We start from the raw sequence: 17,949 nt of genomic DNA, 5'->3' as shown, positions 1-17,949 counted from the left end.
CCAGAGTGTATGCGTTTAACCTGATAGTTGAACAAATCCATGGATCTCTTGGGGGAGGCAAATGAAGATGAATAAAGGAAACAGGCATTGGCTGGTCACATTATGTGCGGCTGTCGCATTGACGGCAGCGATGCCAGGTGCGGCTTTTGCCGATTCAGCGGTACCGCCGGGTCCGTCGGCTGGTGCAGGCGACCTGCCGGCAGGCAGCGTGAAGGAGGGGAATCCCGTAGACGCATCGGTTTCGAAAACAAAAGCAGAAGCGCTTGCCCGCAGTTATGTCAGCATCCCGGATGATTACAAGCTGCAGAATGTTAATTTATACAACAGCATGAATGGAATCGACAATATCCGGAATATATGGCGGCTATCGTTCGTGAAGCTGGTGAACGGCAAGCAAAAGGGCGGTATTGAAGTAAGCATTGACGCAGACAGCGGGCAGCTGACCTCTTATCAGGCAAGGGTGGAGGAGCCCAATGCGAAGCCGTCCTATCCGCTTAAGGTTAACCGGGACGCAGCACGCACAGTGGCGCTGTCCTTTATTGCCAAGCAATCACCCGGCTACAAGGATCAGCTTCGTTTCGACGAAGACTACGGCAAGGATTTGAAGCCGCCTCTCAATGGTCAGGTCGTTCATTCTCTCCGATTTGACCGATTGGTCGGGGATATCGCCTACATGGATAATTACATTGATGTGGATGTGGACAGCGAGGGCCGCGTGCTTCGTTATGAGATTAACTGGAATGATAAACTGGTGTTTACACAGACGAAGCCTTCCCTGTCGCTCGAGGAAGCGGCAGCGAAAATCCAAGCACTTGCCAAGCCGGTGCTGTTCTATATGACGCCTTACCAAATGAAGGCGCCGCGCCAGCCGATACTTGGCTATTCCTTGGCGCCGATTACATTAGATGCGGTAACGGGTGAACTGGCGGTATCGCCGAATTCGGCCTCGGATCAATGGGAGACCTCGCCGCTTGCGGACAAACCGCTTGGCAGCAAGCCGCAAACGGGTAAAGCGTTAACCCGCGAGCAGGCGGCGCAGGCGATCAAGGATGCTTTCCCGATTCCTCAGGACGCCGTTCAGTCTGATGCGAATTATAATGAATATAAGGATGACAGCAGCGGAGTGACCAGTTCTTCCTGGAATATCAGCTGGCAGCTAAAGGATGGGAACAAGGAAGCCGGCAGCATTCATGCATCGATCGACAGCGACACCGGCGTGATCCGGAGCTACAGCTCCTACCGGTTTCAAGAGAATGCCGCAGACGCATCGGCCGCTAAGCGAATCACATACGAAGAAGCAAAGACCAAAGCAGTAGAGCTTGTGAAGAAGCAGCTGCCCTGGCTGGCCAATCAGCTGTTTGTCCGTCAGCCGAGCGAGATCGAGATCGAGCGGCAAAATAACGGCAATAACCAGTATTCCATCGCGATTAACCGCATCGTAGACGGCGCGCGCATAGACAATGACAGCATTCAAGTGAATATTGATGCGCAGACAGGTGATGTTCGCGAGTATTGGGTGAATGTGTCCGGCGTTGATTATCCGGCTCAGACACCTCCGGTCATTAGTGTGAAGCAGGCAGTAGACGCCTGGTTGAACTTTTATAAGCTGGAGCTGACCTATGTAACCGAGACTTCCTTCCAAATCAACGGAGAGCCGGTTCCTGCGGAGAAATATAAGCTGATGCTGGCATCAGGAGAGCTTCAGGGGGATGCGGGGGATGTGGACTCGAAAACAAAGCTGGTCTACCGTCTCGTTCCCAAACCGATGGATGAGTCGGTCCTTCTCGATGCACAGACTAGGCAATGGAGAAGCACGGAGACAGGAGATGTCACCACACTTGTCAAGCCCAAAGCGATGGATGTCGAGGGCCACTGGGCGCAGCGGGAGCTTGAGCTCATGGTCGCTTACAAAGCGCTTGATGTAGCAGACGGCAAGGTGCGGCCGAACCAGATCGTTACAAGAGGCGAGCTTATTAAGATGCTCGTTCTGGCTATGAACAGCGGACGCCCGCCGATTATGTATGCAAGTGACCAAGCAGCAGCCGATTTTGCTGATGTCAGCTCATCCTCAGCTTATTACGTCTATGTGCAGGATGCGGTTCAGCAGAATTTGATCGATATCGGCGATGGTTCCTTTAACCCGGAAGGCAAGGTTAACCGAGAGGAAATGGCGGAGCTGATCGTCAGAGCGCTCGGCTATAATTCGCTTGCGGAGCATGATGAGCTATTCAATACGTCATTCAAGGATTTGAAAAAGGTGAAGCAGAGGGGGCAGGCTGCTATTGTAGTCGGACTCCATATTATGAGCCTGACTGACGGCAATTTCCTGCCTGAGCGTCAAGTGACGAGGGCAGAAGCGTCTGCGGCATTCTTCCGTTTTCTTACAGAACGGGCAGCGCTCAAGGAGGCCCCGCTCAGGAATGATTAACAGGCTGTAAATCCAGAAGAAGAGCGCCAGTGCAGTTTGGCGCTCTTTTTGCTGCTGCAGGGCTTCTACGCGGAGCAGCGGTGAATACAAACACAGGATGCCGGTGCTTGAGAGATCAGGCATCGTCGCGCTTTTACTTGCGGTGTCGACCGCTGCCACCATGGTAACGACTCCGAGATGTGATCTAAAGAAGGGTGTGTTTTGGGCATCCGGTAAGCGAAGGGCGAGCAAGTTTGAGATGCAGAGAGAGGAAGGTTATGATGGAAGGATCAGCCATCATGAATGGAGAGGGAGGGCTACTATTTGACCCGCATCGCCTTAATACCAACGTCAAGAGCCGCGAATTTCTTCAAGTTCCAACGGGACCCGCTGGGCTTTCTGATGGACGCATTCCCGATTGGGGATATCGTATCGCTGCGTACGAGCTCGTTTCGGCCTACCTTTGTCGTGAATTCACCTGCTTTTATACAAGAAATCTTAGTTCATCAGGACAGCCAGTTTCGTAAAGGCCGAAGCTCCGGCGTATTGAGCCGAACGATCGGTGATGGGCTGCTGACATCCGAACAGGAAACCCATCGTCATCAGAAACGCTATCTGACGCCTGTTTTCTATAAAGAGCGGATTCAATCGTATGCCGGTATTGTCGTTGAGGAAACGCTTAAGCTAGCGGACAAACTAGAGGACGGCGTACCCGTTGCGATGCATGATGCGATGATGCAGCTGACGCTTGGCATTATTGCACGGAGCATGTTCAAGACGGAGGTGGACGAGGATAAAGCTGAGCTGGCTGCCGCTGTGGACGTGACGATTAAGCAATCGGCCAAAACGATTTTCTCGCCGATTATTCTCCCTATGGCGGTACCGACTCCCGGGAATGTGGCGCATAAACGGGCTATTCGGACGCTCGAGGCGATGGTTTACGACGCCATTGCAGCAGCGAAGCGGGAGCCGGAGCATTACGCCGACAGCTTGCTGGGGCTGCTGCTGGATACGAAGGAGGAATCAGGCGAGCCGATAGCTGACGTTGAGATCCGCGACCAGATGATGACGATGCTGCTGGCCGGGCATGAGACGACAGCGAATGCGCTTGTATGGGCCTGGTATCTGCTTGAGCGCGGACCAGCCGTAGAGCGCAGGCTTCATCTGGAGCTGGATCATTTAGGTGCAGCTAAGGAAGGGCAAGACGGAGAATATTTTGACGCCTATGAGCGGTTCAGGGAGCTGACTTACACGAAGCAGGTTGTGCAGGAGACCCTTCGGCTGTATCCGCCGGCTTGGGCCATTCTTCGGGAATCGGAGCGGGAAACGCAGATGCTTGGCGATCATTTTCCTGCGAACAGCAGCTTCATTATCAGTCCTTTCGCAATCCACCGCAATGACGAGGTATTCGGGGATGCGGCAGCGTTTCGTCCGGAACGTTTTGATGCAGGGCTGTCGGAATGGCCCCGCTTCGCTTATTTTCCATTCGGCGGAGGCTCGCGGGGCTGCATCGGATCGCAGTTTGCAATGCTTGAAGCCGTGCTTATTATCGGCACGCTGGCGGAGCGCTTCACATTCACCTCTGTCCCAGGGCAAGGTGATGCGGTACCCGAAGCGCTAGTCTCGCTGCGGGTGAAGAACGGCAGATGGATGATTCCTCATCGCAGAATGACCCGAGACTAAGCGCGGAATTGATCGAGTGTGCCCGGAGAGACAACGGAATGCAGGAGCGGAGTTGATCGAGTGTGCCCGGAGAGACAATGGAATGCAGGAGCGGAATTGATCGAGTGTGCTCGGAGAGACAACGGAATGCAGGTACGGAGTTGATCGAGTGTGCTCGGAGGGCCAACGGAATGCAGTAAGGTTGCTCGCAGTCCAGAATGTCTTGTCTATAGTGGATCTAATCCAGTATAGACAAGCAGTTTGGCCAAAAGTGGCAGCTATACTGGATTATTGCAGTAGAATGAGCAGATAGGAGCGATTATGAGCTTCAAATGAGATTTTTAAGTGGAAATATGCAGTATAGCCCCCGATAAAAGGAGAAATAACCGAAAATAAGTGGAAATATGCAGTATAGCTGCTGCATGTGCAAGTAGTGCAAGTAGGCCATTTAGTAGACACGCCTTAATGGAAGACCTGTATATTAAACTATTAAATAGGGTCGAAGTTCTGCCGCGCCTGCGGCAACAACAACAGAAGATTTTAAAGGACCTATATATTGAATGAGTTAGTCAATTAGGGTGTGTAGTTGGCTTCAACAGTCAATTTCTAATTTAGATCGATCTAACTCTAAAGATATATGGTTTGTATGTCTGTTATAATCAAAATATGGAAAAAGATCAGCAGATTGTGCTGATCCCGAGCTTTGTCGGGGAATTCTCCACGGATTACCCGCTCATGATGGCCGCAGCCTGCATGGCGATTGTCCCGATGATTATGACGTTCTTTTTCTTTCAGCGCAACTTTATCGAGGGAATTGCGATTACGGGTTTGAAGAACTAGTTAGGAAGGAGCTGGAAACTTGAAAAAGCCAAATATTTTGTTTATTATGACCGATCAGCAACGCTGGGACAGCCTTGGATGTTACGGAAATTCTGTAATCGAGACGGTCAATCTGGATTGGCTTGCATCCGAAGGGGTTGTGTTCGAAAACGCTTATACCTCGTGCCCATCTTGTGTGCCGGCAAGAGCCTCGATCATGACTGGCATGCATCCTTGGAATACGGGAATTCTCGGCATGGGCAAGGGGCAAGGTCCGATGGGCGGGGGCTTTCAACACACGCTGCCCGGCGAATTAAGCAACGCCGGTTATCATACCCAGGGAATCGGCAAGATGCATTTCCACCCTCAACGGTTGCTGAACGGTTTTCACCGTACGCTGCTTGACGAGTCGGGAAGAGAAGAAGCGCCAGGGTTCGTCTCGGATTACAGGCAGTGGTTTAATCGAAATAAAACAGGCGATTACGATATCGTCGATCATGGGATCGATTGGAACTCCTGGATGGCCCGTCCATACCATGCGCCCGAATTTTTGCATCCGACCAATTGGACCGTCAATCAGTCCATTGAAGCTTTGAAAACCCGTGATCCCAGCAAGCCTTTCTTCCTGATGACGTCGTTTGCCCGGCCGCATTCCCCTTACGATGCTTTACCTTTTTATTTTGATTTGTATTTGAACAAATCACTGCCAGAACCCGATGTCGGCGATTGGGCCGGCATCCACGATGTGCCGGAAGATGCGGCCAAACCGAACGCCTGGAGAGGGGTAAGGAGTCAGGAAGAAATTCGGCGCGCAAGAGCCGGGTATTACGGGTCCATTCATCATATCGACCTCCAAATCGGCCGATTGTTGTTTTACCTGGAAAAAATCGGGGAATTGGAGAACACCCTGATTATTTTTACTTCCGATCATGGCGACATGCTCGGGGATCACAATTTGTGGAGAAAAACATACGCTTATGAGGGATCCGCGCATATTCCGATGATTGTACGGCTGCCCAAATCATTAGGGAAACCCTCTTGCAAACGGATTGACGCTCCTGTTCTGCTGCAGGATATTATGCCGACCATATTGGAAGCCGTGGGTGCGGAAATTCCCGAAACCGTTGACGGAGTAAGCTTGCTCGGACTCATTAGGGGAGAAAAGACGGAGCGGAGTTATATTCACGGCGAACATAGCACCTGCTATTCGGAAGAGCAGGAAATGCAATATTTGACGGACGGGAAATGGAAGTATATATGGTTCCCGCGGATAGGAACAGAGCAGTTATTTAATCTTACCAACGGCAGAGACGAAACAATAAATTTTGTGGACAGTAAAGATTATTCACAAGAACTTCAAAAATGGCGAGCCCGATTGGTAGCAGAATTGTCTACCCGCGACTCCGGCTTGACAGAGGGCGACCGGCTGGTTAATCAATCCGGCAAGCCTTACCTGATTTCACCAAAATACAGAGAGAGGCTGGATACATGTGAGAATTAGAGGATATAGAAATTAAAATATCCAATATAATTATACGTAGGCACAAATAATGGTGATTCCAAAAGAATAGCCTTAATATTTTGATATTAAGTTATCAGGCCCATCTTCCTTACGAGGACTGGGCTATTTTTATGTAAAGGATGGGCGCTTTTCTCCGATATATGAATTCGGCGTGAGCTGAAGAGTAGGATGGGAACGTGTTAAACATTAAACTTAACACAATGCACAAAGTGTTAAATTGGAGCCACATCCTAAAATTTAGCTATTGAGTATTAGTTTGCTCATTTAATAATCAATTTTTGAGTCACGTAAAAGACAGGTAGAATTACTTGTAACCAAGGTAGAGTAGGGGCAGTCCGCTCTTCATACGTCAAAACGCCCTTAACGTATAATTTCGTTAAAATGTTGGCCGGACCCCATGGATAACAAAGCTTCCGATACCAGGTCATGTGTCATCGACCTTCTCTTCCTGTCCGTTTCAAATCATCTGTCATTCTATTCTATGAAGTGCCCGTTTCATCGGTTTCGGCTCCTGCATGAGTTGCAAGAGCGTTTTTTTATAAAATGTCTGAAACATTTGAAATCACGGTATTTGTACGTCAACCTGCCTAAATGTTCCATGGAATTTTGGAGATTTGTACGTTAAAAGACGAAATGTACCTATCGTTTTCCTGACAAATTGTACTATTATGAGTGACGGTAAGCGCTATCAAAGCGGGAGACCTGTCAGGCTGCAAAAGGCTTGTAAAAGGCTACGTCCAAACGAGAGGGGGATAGGGTTGTAACCCGTCAAAGCGTCAAACTTAGAGGTTTTGTGAAAACGTTTTTATTGGAATGTCGGAGTACAATTGTTAGCGCGCGGTTGTCAACGCCGTGGAATTTATTTCAAATTTAAAGGAGTTGTTGGGATTTGAAACAAGGAATGAGAACGTTGTGTCTGAGTCTGCTGCTGGCGGCATTAGTCATTGCGCCGATAGGTTTGATTCCGCCGAAGAGCAATGTGGCGGAAGCCGCCGACAACGGCCTTGCCCAGAAGCCGTTGATGGGCTGGAGCAGCTACAGCCTGCAGGTCTACAATGAGAACGGAATCGATTGGGTTACGGCCGACAGGGTCAAGGCGCAATCCGATGCCATGCATCAGAAGCTGCAGCCTTACGGCTACAATTACATAAACATCGACGCCGGCTGGAACGGCGGTTTCGATGAATACGGCAGGCCGCAGCCCAAGGAATCGCTGTATCCGAAAGGAATCCAGGAAGTGATCGATTACGTCCATCACAATGGACAGAAGATCGGTCTCTATACGATACCGGGCTTATCGAAAGAGGTATACGACAAAAACCTGCCGATCTACGGGACGCCTTACCATGCGCAGGATATCGTGCAGCTGCCGCTCACGACGGCCGATTATTGGGGCATCAATTATAAAATCGATTTTTCGAAGCCGGGCGCAAAGGAGTATATCAAGTCCGTCGCCGACCAATTCGGCAAATGGGGCATCGACTTTCTGAAATTCGACAGCGTCACTCCCGGATCGGGCCACAACAATACGGCCATTGACGCGCGCGACGAAGTAGCGGCCATGTCGGAGTCGTTGAAGCCGTATCATATTTGGCTTGAGCTGTCGTGGGCGCTCGATCACAATTACGCGGACACCTGGAAGAAATACGCCAACGGCTGGCGCATCGAGTGGGACATCGAGAGCTACAGCGGACCCGGAACGACCCTGACCAAATGGGAAAACATCGCCAGGCTGTTCCCCGACGCGGCGCTGTGGTGGCGGGACGCTGGACCCGGCGGCTGGAACGACTTCGATTCCCTGAATATCGGGAATGGATCAATGGACGGGCTCACCAAAGACGAGCGCAGGACTGCGATGACCTTCTGGGCCGTCTCCGCGGCCCAGCTTTACATCGGCAACGATATGACGAATCTCGATGACTACGGGCTAAGCCTTCTGACCAATCCGGAAGTTATTGCGGTCAATCAGGCGGGCCGGCCGGCACACCCGTTGTCCATTACGACGAACCAGCAGGTCTGGTATTCCAATAACGGCGACGGCACCTTCAATGTGGCGTTATTCAATCTTGACAATAAGCCTGCCGCAATGAATGTCAACTTCAGCGATATCGGCTTGGAGGGAAAGGCAGCGGTCCGCGATTTGTGGAGCCGCAAAAAATTGGACAGCAACGCAACCGGCCTTAAGAATATCATTCTTGAGCCGCATGCTTCGCGCTTGTTCAAGATAACGGCCAAGAACGGCAAAGCAAGCGTGAACGATGATGAATCGGGAATGAAATATACCGGCAGCTGGACACGCAACGGCGGCAGCGAGCAGATGGCTGACAAGCAGGATTTGTCGGTTGCGATTGTTGACGGTTCGGCGCAGAACGCGACAGCATCGGACCGCTATCTGATGCTGAACGACGACGATTCCGGCATCATATATTCGAACGGATGGTCGCGCAACAGCGGTCGCAGCTTCGGCGATTACTTCGACGATGTGCACTATTCGGAGAACAACGGCGAATATTTAGAATACACCTTTAAAGGAACCGGCATCCAGTATATTACGGAGCTCGATCCTTCCCAGGGCGATGTGGACATTTATCTCGACGGGCAGTTCCAGCAAACCGTCAACACCTTTGCCGCCCAGCGGTCGGCCCAGCAGGCCATTTACAAGGTATCCGGCCTATCTGACGGCTTCCATACGATCAAAGCCGTGAAAAAATCGGGAACTTTCATGCTGCTGGATGCGCTCAAGGTTCAGCTGCCCGATCTGATTAATGTCAGCGCCGCCGAGTTCGACAAGTCCACCCAAGCTGATCTGACGGTTAACGTCTTGGGGAACATCGGCAATCTGGGCGGAATAACTAACGGCAGCGCGGCGCTTACTAACGGAATCGATTATTCGATTAACGGCAATGCGGTGACGATCAAGAAGGAATACCTGGCGGCACAGCCAGCGGGAACGACCCGGCTGACTTTCGTCTTCAAAGGCGACTACCAGAACGACGTGCATGCTGCAGCAGCGAACGGCGATTATTACGAATATACCTTTACCGGAACCGGCATTGACGTGATTGCGCCGAAAGGTCCTAATCTCGGCGAGATGGACATCTATATCGACGGCGCGCGGAAGGCGACGGTGAACGCCTATAGCCAAACCCGCAGCGTGCAGCAAAGTCTGTTCAGCGTCTCCAAACTGAAAAACAGCAGCCATACAATCAGGGTTGTCAAAAAATCGGGCGAGTTGATGATTGCGGACATGCTGAAATTCATCGTTTCATAAAGCTCCGGGACGAGTTCGTCTTCGCAGTAGTCGGGTGGCAACGGCGCGCTGGCTGTTCCGACAATTCCGGCGGCTGGCGAGACCGCGATGACGATCTTCATTCCGGATGAATAGGATGAAGTTCGCCAATACCGAATTCACGATAGAGAAGGAGGCTATCCGGCTTACCGTCCCCTTTACGCCGTTCTCCCCTAAAAAGGAGAACGGTTTTTTCATTACATAAGATAAGTTATTTATCTGAGCATTTTGCATTAACCTAAGCCCTTGATACGCAAGGATTTTCAGGCATAAAAAAGGGACTTCACCCAAAATTGGAGAAATTTTCAAGTGACCAAACAAAAAAACTTGTGCAAAATCACGCGGTTATACCGCATTGGCAGAACAACACATCAAAATGCATTGCAAATAATCCAAAAAGGATTGGGTATTTTTAGAAATAACCGTATTTAGCACCATACTTTTCGGATGAAAATAGCCTTAGACTCCCGGTGGAGTGGAATGTGCTAATTGTTGTGTAGGTATTATTATAATTTAGGTTTTTCAAATATGAATTTTAGGCTAAACCTATTCAACTATCAATTGTTGAAAAGAATATGCGTAAAACTCATTCCTCAAATGAAACACACTAATGAAGGCTTCCCAAGTAGAATTTGCTTAAAGGGAAATTCTGGGGACAACCAAAAAAGGATGCTTACATATAGCATCCTTTTTCTATTTTTTCGCAGTTAGAGTGTTACGGTGAACCTTACCATAAGTAACGGTAACGGCAAGTTTTCTTATTGTAAAATTAAAGCCGATTGCAAGCAGCAGTCGGCCTTTCAATTTATTTCCCATTGCGAATAATCGTATCACCGATTGATCGGACAAAAGCTGAAAACTCGATGTGGGCTTTTTTTCTTATTATCCAATGTGCTAGGTTACCATTAGCATCCATTTTTAACGCTTTATCTAGCCTTTTTTGAGTACCTCTAAACTCCTTGCGCGTTCTAGAATCGCAAGGAGAGTCTGGTAATCCTATGGCGGATAAGCTCATCCGGGACGCGGAGTATGTAAAGTTGTCCCAATAAAGAGTCTCTTATTGAAATCCCCCGGTTTGAAGGCGGCGCCTTCATCCGGGGGATTGGATTTTATTCATTCCCCCGATCTCAAATTTGTCACCGGTTCCTGGGAATATTCGAGGTAATCAAATGACGTTCTGCAGCCGTTGCCCGCGGGGGACTGCGCTACAACGCCAACCTTGATTTCTGCCGGAGCCTCCATACGGAAATACCTCACCAGAGTCCACGATGTTCCATCCACTGAATAAAAGAAGGCGAAGCAATTCCCGAATCTGGTCACTCTCAAGTAAGGCTTCTTCTCACTGACTTTCTCGGAGTTACAGTCGTCCGAAGTGCCTTTGGTCACTACACTGACCATCGTCGGAATTTTATTTGGATATTCAAAGCATAGCTTTGCCCAGTTTTCTTCATCGACCATAATCATCATACAAGCGGAATCGAAATCTTCGACCATATCAACCTCGACCCGGGCCGATACGGTAAAATCACCCTTGAGCACGGTGTAAAGGTACGGAGCCGAGTTTCTCGGACTTCCTCCATTCGGATCGCGGAAGTAATCCGCCAAAGGAGGCGCAATTATCGTCAGCCTGCCGTCACCGTCGAATTCCCAGGATTCAGGTTGATTCATCCACTGAAAGCCTGGTGCTAATTGCCGGCCTTGCCGGCATTGTTCAAAAAGATTCATATTATGCCTCCTCATTTCTGCAAAGATTCCGGATCGTCTCAACCGAATGCCTGAACGCGAGGGCTTTGTCCGGACAGGCAGCTCACCCGTTTCCATATGGACCGAACAATAAAGGTATCGGAATCACAATCTCCTTCCTCGCCGTACACGGATTTTGGCCGGTATTCTCCGATATATGAATTCGGCGTGAGCTGCCTCATACCCTTGTTTCCACCAAACTGCTTTTGACAAGGAGATGTAAGGCTAATCAACCGAGGGACGGAGAACCCTTCACGATGATTACCGAACTCGAGCGGAGTTCCCAAAGCAATGCCTCGAAAGCTGACGGCGCGGGCCACATGAACTTCCTAGGCGATATCTACGCGACGACTAAGTGAGAAACGGTAATGTTTTCAATGAGTTGATTTTGCTTGTCCTGTGTCCAACCCCAACCCCCAAAACCGCCTTCCCAATTAAACCTTCCTCATTTTTCAAGCTCTGTGCAGGAATATGGTGGTAAACCAAGAACCTATTCTAGAAGATACTGCCTGCAAAGAGCAGATACGAATTCATTCGTTTGGAGCTGAGGCGATTTTATGAGAATTCTAGTGACAGGTGCTTCCGGTAACGGAGGCCAAGCGGTATGCAGAGCGCTCAAACAGGCTGGCTATGATGTAAGAATGGCGGATGTCATGCCGTCTTCGGCGGAGGATTTGAAGACGCTTGAGTTTGTTCGCTGCGATACGCGTACGGTATCGGACGTACGGCAGGCGGTTAAAGGTATGGACGGGGTCATCCATTTGGCGGCTTGGCACTGCGCCCATAATCCACCGGTCAGTGATGACACGATTTTTGCTGTAAATGTGGATGGGACGTATAACGTGCTGGAGGCTTGCAGGCAGGAAGGCGTGAAGGCAATTGTATACGCTTCCTCAATGGCATATGGCTGGTGGTCCGTCTATGGGGTCACTAAAGTAATCGGTGAAGATCTGTGCAAAACCTATCAGAATATGACGGGCGCTTCGATTGCCATGCTGAGATACCATGAATTTATTCCGAGGCCGTATCTGGAATTCGGATCGCGTTTGCTTCAGAACGGGATCGATCGGCGTGATGTTGCGGCAGCGACGGTCGCGGCTATCCGCGCGGCGCTCGATCGGAGGTTTGAACTCTTCCAGACCGTTATCCACACCAATCACGGAATGCCGAGTGAAGTCGTAAAGGATTTTCGCAATAAGGGACCTGCCTGGTGTGAGTCTCAGGTAGAGGGTGCCCAGGCGCTCATTGAGAAATATAAACTTGTCCTCCCCAATCAAGTGGAGCAGCATGATCTCTCCGAAGCGGAAAGGCTGCTGGATTGGAAGCCGCGCATCGGCTTTATTGAATTTCTGTGTGATTTGAAGCTCCGGGACGAACAAGGGCTTGACGTGCATGAGTTATTCATCCCATCAGAACTTCCGGAGGTGCAGAAATAATGGATCGTTCAAGAATAGATCCGAGTTGGAAGATTGAGCGTATCGAATTTGCCAGACTGACAGGGGAGCGCGCCCGTATTGCAGGTGCGAATGCCAGAATCGGCGTGCATGGCAAGAACTGCGCAGTAGATATTGCACGCGTTACTATTGATGGCGAAGCGGGCTATGGAGTTTCCTTTCTCTCGGAGGATCGGGCGAAGGGCCTGATCGGCAGGACGGTAAGCGAGCTGTTTGACGAGAATGGATTGCTGCTTGAGCCTTACCGGCTGCTCCTTGAATACCCGCTGCTGGACTTCCTCGGCAAGAGATGGAATCAGCCGGTTTATGAGCTCGCAGCCAGGGACGGCCGGGCGACGGGTGAGCCGCAGACTGTACCTTGTTATGATACTTCGCTGTATTTCGATGATCTTCATCTGGATAATGAGAAGGATGCTGTCGCATTGATGCAGGAGGAAGCAAGACAAGGCTTCGTCAAAGGACATCGGAACTTCAAGATTAAAGTCGGCCGCGGAAACCGCTATATGCCTGTATGGGAAGGGACGAAGCGGGATATCGCGATCGTGTGGGGCGTGCAGGAAGTGGCGGGTCCCGAAGGCAAAATCATGATTGATGCAAATAACGGCTATAACCTCAATCTGACGAAGGATGTGCTGGCTGCGCTTTCCGACGTTAACCTGTACTGGATCGAGGAGATGTTTCATGAAGATGAGGCGCTCTACAGTGATCTGCGGGCATGGCTGAATGAACGGAGCTCCAAGGTGCTCATTGCAGACGGGGAAGGTCTTGCCTCCCCTTATCTGGTTGATTGGGCGATCAGAGGTAACGTGGATGTGCTGCAATACGATATTATTCACCCCGGATTTACCCACTGGCTCGAATTAGGTGCCAAGCTGGACAGTCACGGATTATTCAGTGCGCCGCACTGTTACGGCAATGCATACGGCATTTATGCCTCCGGCCATCTGGCAGCAGCCATTAAAGGATTTCAGTTCGTGGAATACGATGAGATCGCCATAGCCGGAATGGATGTCTCGGCTTACGAGGTGAAGGATGGACTGTTTTATGTTCCGAATAAAGCGGGCTTTGGCATCGACTTTGATGCGGAGCTGTTTGCGAGCCGAGTGAAGCAGGGCGGCTGGTCCGTGTAAGGGGCTTGACGCCTCAAGTTCGCAGTAGAGAAAGAGCCTTCCTGTAAGCAGTCGATCGCTGCTGCAGGAAGGCTCTTTGTGCTGCGTGATGAAGCTCGGACCGCTGCTTAAGGATGATATTCCGTATACGAACGGGAGCCGCTCTTAGATCGCCCAGTTGCCTTGGCGGTAGATCGGTACGATTGTACCGTCATCCAGGATGCCGTCGATGTCCATTTCGGCGGAACCGATCATGAAATCAACATGTGTAATGCTGGAGTTGACGCCGTTTGCGATAAGCTCCTCGGGCGTCATCGTTTTGCCGCCTTCCACATTAAAGGCATAACCGCTTCCAATGGCAAAATGGTTCGAGGCATTCTCATCAAACAGGGTATTGTAGAACAAGATGTTCGATTGCGAAATTGGCGATTCATGCGGGACAAGTGCAACTTCGCCCAGGTAATGCGAGCCCTCGTCCGTTTCCACCAGACGCTTCAGAATTTCCTCGCCTTCTTCTGCCTCCACCTTCACAATACGGCCTGTCTCGAAGGTCAGCTTGAAACGGTCGATGATATTACCGCCGTAGCTAAGCGGCTTCGTGCTGGAGACATAGCCGTTTACGCCATCGCGCTGCGGAACGGTGAATACCTCTTCTGTCGGCATATTCGCCATGAAGGCGATCCCGTCCTTAGTTGTACTGGATGCGCCCACCCACAGATGTTTGTCCGGCAGCCCAACCGTAAGATCAGTGCCTGGAGCACGGTAGTGCAGCTTGCGGAAATGCTTCGCGTTGAGAATATCCACCTTGGCGTGAAGATTGGCATTATGCGCAGCCCACTCTTCTACCGGATTGTCTGTATGCAGTCTGACCGTTTCGAATATAGCGTCCCACAGCTTAGCGACCGCCTCTTCATCAGATATACCCGGGAATACCACCGTCGCCCATTCTTTGGAGGAAGCAGCTACAACGGTCCAGGCCACTTTATCGGATTGAATCGCACGCCGGTATTCCGCTAAGGCCTGACCGGATGCCTTCTGAAAATTGCTGATGCGCTGCGGATCGATGCCCTTGAGCAAGCTTGGATTAGGAGAAATGAGTGCAATGAAAGCAGCGCCGCGCTCTACGAAGGAGTTGCGTTTGGCTGATTCCCATTCAGGGAATGACGTAAAAATCGCATCCGCTGCTTTTTCATATTTGAGACGGGAGAGAGCTTCATCTGTCCAATCGACATGAACGTTGCTTGCGCCGGCATCATAGGACCGGGCAGCAATGAGTCTGGCCAATGGGGCCATCTCGATTGCGCTGGTAATGTAAACCTCTTGCCCTGGCTGCACATTCACGCCGACTTTAACAATCAGCTCAGCGTATTGCTCCAGCTTTTGCTTGAAATTTGACATATGTACGCCTCCTAAAAGTTTTTAGCGAATCACCTTGAAATACTTCCTTGCGAGCTAAAAACTCGCTTCGAAAGCATCAACCTAAGTTTTTGCGCGGCATGGCCTGATCCACCGTCCCCTCTATTCTAAACAACTTTGCGGCGAATATCGAATCGGAGCAAAAAAATATTTTATATATAAAAATTTTCATATAAATGATAAGCTAAGTTATATAATAGCTGTATAGAGAGCTGTACAAAATAGGCAGTTGGAGGTAGGGAGAGAAATGAATACTGTTAACCGCAAATGGATGACGTTATCCGTAACGAGTCTAGGTGCGCTGTTGTCTGCGCTTAACTTTAGCACGCTTATTATTGCGCTGCCGGATTTAATTACAGGGCTGCACGCCTCACTGCTGCAGGCGATGTGGATCATGCTCGCGTACATGGTTGCGCAAACCGTAGCGGTGCTCATGGCGGGAAGTCTTGCGGACCGTTTCGGCCGCAAACGGCTGTATATGTTCGGGCTGATCGTGTTTACGATTTTCTCCTTTACGTCGGGCTTCGCGCCGAATGCGCCGATGCTGATCTTATTCCGGGTTCTGCAGGGTATCGGCGGAGCTATGGTTATGGCCAACAGTACAGCCATCGTGGCCGATGCTTTCCCGAGGGAAGAGCTCGGGCGGGCGCTCGGCATCAATATTATGGTCGTGGCTGTCGGTCAGATTATCGGGCCTGTGCTTGGCGGCTGGCTGACAACGGCATACGGCTGGGAATGGACCTTCTGGTTCAACATTCCGTTTGGCGTCATTGCCATTCTATGGGGGATGTGGGCGATGGGCATGAAGGATGTGAAGCGGGCAGGTGAAACGAAGAAATTCGATATGCTCGGCTCCGTCCTCTACGTCATCTTCATGACAGGGCTGCTGCTCGGATTAACATGGGGGCCGATTCAACAGTGGAATTCACCGGTCGTGTATATTTCGTTTCTGGCGTTCGTTATTGCTTTTCCTCTTTTCCTTCGGGTGGAGAATGGTCATCCTTCCGCCTTGCTGCATCTGCCTTTGTTCAAAAATATCGTTTTCTCGCTCGGTATCGTGACCGCTACGTTAAACGGATTGGCGAGGATGGCGGTGATGTTCATGCTGATCTTCTATTTCCAAGGAGCGCTCTCCTACGATGCGCTGATGGCGGGGATTTTGACCATTCCTCTGGCAGCGGGCATGCTGATCTTCTCCCCGCTTGCAGGATGGCTTGGCGACCGGTACGGAGAAACAACACCGGCAACAGCAGGCATTATCTTCAGCTTTATCGGGCTTGTCGGTTTGGCTATGGATACGGGGCTTCATACACCCTACTGGCAGCTCGCCTTCTGGATGACGCTGATCAGTATCGGCTCGGGCTTGTTCAACTCGCCTAATTCCAGCAGCATCATGAATGCGGCAGGACCCAAGTACCGCGGCGAGGCGTCCGGTATCCGTTCGCTCACCGCAAACCTTGGCATGATGCTGAGCGTCGCTTTCACCATCCCGCTTGTCACACAGAGCATTCCAAGAGAAGCGATGCTGGCGATTTTCTCCGGGACGCAGGTCGGGCTGGAGAACCCGGAGCAGTCATTGTCCGGATTTATTACGGGTCTTCATACTGTGTTCTGGGTTATGGCTGCATTGATGGTCGCTGCTTGCTTCCTGTCAATTATGCGGGCTGGCCGCACGGTAAAGCATGAGGCGGGTGTGAACGGAGTAACGCCGCAGTAGATCATACATGGCGGGCATGTAAAAGTCCGGTCCTCAAGAAGGACCGGATTTTTCACCCTCATATTAGAGGACTGCGAACTTAAAACTTAGGTGCTTTCGCCCAATCACCGGCGAACTTGTCTATGCCTTGATCCGTAAGCGGGTGCTTCGAAATTTGTTCAATGACACTGAATGGGATCGTTGCGATGTGTGCGCCGGCCAAAGCTACGCGGGTTACGTGATCCGGATGGCGGACGGAAGCAGCAATAATTTGAGCATCAAGATTATGGACACGGAACAGCTCGGCGATTTTTGTAACCAATTGAACGCCGTCCTCCGAGATATCATCCAATCGGCCTAGGAATGGGGAGACATAGGTAGCCCCTGCACGAGCAGCCAACAGCGCCTGATTGACTGTGAAAATAAGGGTGACATTCGTTTTGACCCCTAATTTAGTGAGATATCGGCAAGCCTCTAACCCAGCTAGAGTCATCGGAAGCTTAATGGTGATATTCTTATCGCCGTCATTGATTTTGATAAGCTCCTGCGCTTGTGCAATCATTTCCTCAGCGGTTACCGCATCAGGAGTTACTTCGGCAGAAACCGATTCAACCTCAGGAACAATCTGCAAAATTTCTGCAATTCGGTCTTCGAATTTGACGCCTTCTTTGGCAACGAGTGAAGGATTCGTGGTCACACCGGATAAGACTCCGATTTTATACGCTTTCTTGATGTCCTCAACATTTGCTGTGTCAATAAAAAACTTCATCGTGAAAATACCTCCATCTGAATTAGTCTGCTTGTTTATTCTTCTCCTACTTGCGCTCTTTTC

The 17,949-nt window shown here is 50.4% G+C and carries 11 protein-coding genes and 1 pseudogene; 8 read left to right on the top strand and 4 right to left on the bottom strand.

What is annotated here, in order from left to right; translation table 11 throughout:
* Nucleotides 1-67 precede the first annotated feature (67 nt).
* From ACFPYJ_RS01430 to ACFPYJ_RS01410, 5 genes are all read left to right on the top strand, one after another.
* Nucleotides 68-2,428: an S-layer homology domain-containing protein gene (locus ACFPYJ_RS01430; RefSeq protein ID WP_379186251.1), complete on the top strand. Its 2,361-nt coding sequence runs from the start codon at nt 68-70 to the stop codon at nt 2,426-2,428.
* A gap of 303 nt (nt 2,429-2,731) precedes the next feature.
* Complete coding sequence (locus ACFPYJ_RS01425; protein WP_379186250.1) at nt 2,732-4,090, top strand: cytochrome P450; 1,359 nt, start codon at nt 2,732-2,734, stop codon at nt 4,088-4,090.
* 645 nt (nt 4,091-4,735) lie between these two features.
* Nucleotides 4,736-4,909 (top strand): hypothetical protein, encoded by a 174-nt coding sequence (locus tag ACFPYJ_RS01420; protein ID WP_379186249.1) that lies wholly within the window; start codon nt 4,736-4,738, stop codon nt 4,907-4,909.
* Between the two features lie 19 nt (nt 4,910-4,928).
* Entirely contained in the window at nt 4,929-6,389 is a 1,461-nt protein-coding gene (locus tag ACFPYJ_RS01415) for an arylsulfatase (protein WP_379186248.1), read from the top strand.
* 910 nt (nt 6,390-7,299) lie between these two features.
* On the top strand, nt 7,300-9,681 hold the full coding sequence (locus tag ACFPYJ_RS01410; protein ID WP_379186247.1) for a X2-like carbohydrate binding domain-containing protein: 2,382 nt from the start codon (nt 7,300-7,302) through the stop codon (nt 9,679-9,681).
* Between the two features lie 1,131 nt (nt 9,682-10,812).
* Here the strand turns inward: ACFPYJ_RS01410 and ACFPYJ_RS01405 are convergent.
* Both ACFPYJ_RS01405 and ACFPYJ_RS01400 read right to left on the bottom strand, forming a co-directional pair.
* Nucleotides 10,813-11,424, bottom strand: coding sequence for a DUF1349 domain-containing protein (locus tag ACFPYJ_RS01405; protein ID WP_379186246.1), 612 nt, complete (start codon nt 11,422-11,424; stop codon nt 10,813-10,815).
* Between the two features lie 263 nt (nt 11,425-11,687).
* A pseudogene (locus ACFPYJ_RS01400) lies at nt 11,688-11,821 on the bottom strand (IS110 family RNA-guided transposase); the annotation flags it as partial.
* Between the two features lie 178 nt (nt 11,822-11,999).
* Here ACFPYJ_RS01400 and ACFPYJ_RS01395 point away from each other — a divergent pair.
* Both ACFPYJ_RS01395 and ACFPYJ_RS01390 read left to right on the top strand, forming a co-directional pair.
* Nucleotides 12,000-12,878 carry an NAD-dependent epimerase/dehydratase family protein gene (locus tag ACFPYJ_RS01395; protein WP_379186245.1) on the top strand — a complete coding sequence of 293 codons (879 nt, stop codon included), beginning with the start codon at nt 12,000-12,002 and terminating at the stop codon, nt 12,876-12,878.
* Nucleotides 12,878-14,026 (top strand): enolase C-terminal domain-like protein, encoded by a 1,149-nt coding sequence (locus ACFPYJ_RS01390; protein ID WP_379186244.1) that lies wholly within the window; start codon nt 12,878-12,880, stop codon nt 14,024-14,026. Before ACFPYJ_RS01395 ends, ACFPYJ_RS01390 begins: the two co-directional genes overlap by 1 nt.
* 144 nt (nt 14,027-14,170) lie before the next feature.
* On the opposite strand, the gene ACFPYJ_RS01385 is transcribed toward ACFPYJ_RS01390, so the two are convergent.
* Entirely contained in the window at nt 14,171-15,403 is a 1,233-nt protein-coding gene (locus tag ACFPYJ_RS01385; protein WP_379186243.1) for an aminopeptidase, read from the bottom strand.
* A gap of 265 nt (nt 15,404-15,668) precedes the next feature.
* On the opposite strand from ACFPYJ_RS01385, the gene ACFPYJ_RS01380 reads away from it, so the two are divergent.
* Nucleotides 15,669-17,138 (top strand): MFS transporter, encoded by a 1,470-nt coding sequence (locus ACFPYJ_RS01380; protein ID WP_379186242.1) that lies wholly within the window; start codon nt 15,669-15,671, stop codon nt 17,136-17,138.
* A gap of 79 nt (nt 17,139-17,217) precedes the next feature.
* Here ACFPYJ_RS01380 and fsa read toward each other — a convergent pair whose 3' ends face one another.
* Nucleotides 17,218-17,886: a fructose-6-phosphate aldolase gene (gene fsa / locus ACFPYJ_RS01375; RefSeq protein WP_379186241.1), complete on the bottom strand. Its 669-nt coding sequence runs from the start codon at nt 17,884-17,886 to the stop codon at nt 17,218-17,220.
* Nucleotides 17,887-17,949: the final 63 nt, after the last annotated feature.

Origin of the sequence: Paenibacillus solisilvae (assembly GCF_042656405.1) — a bacterium.
GTDB classification, from domain to species: domain Bacteria; phylum Bacillota; class Bacilli; order Paenibacillales; family Paenibacillaceae; genus Paenibacillus_Z; species Paenibacillus_Z solisilvae.
The sequence above is the reverse complement of the archived record's forward strand: the minus strand, read 5'-3'. Positions and strand labels throughout refer to the sequence as shown.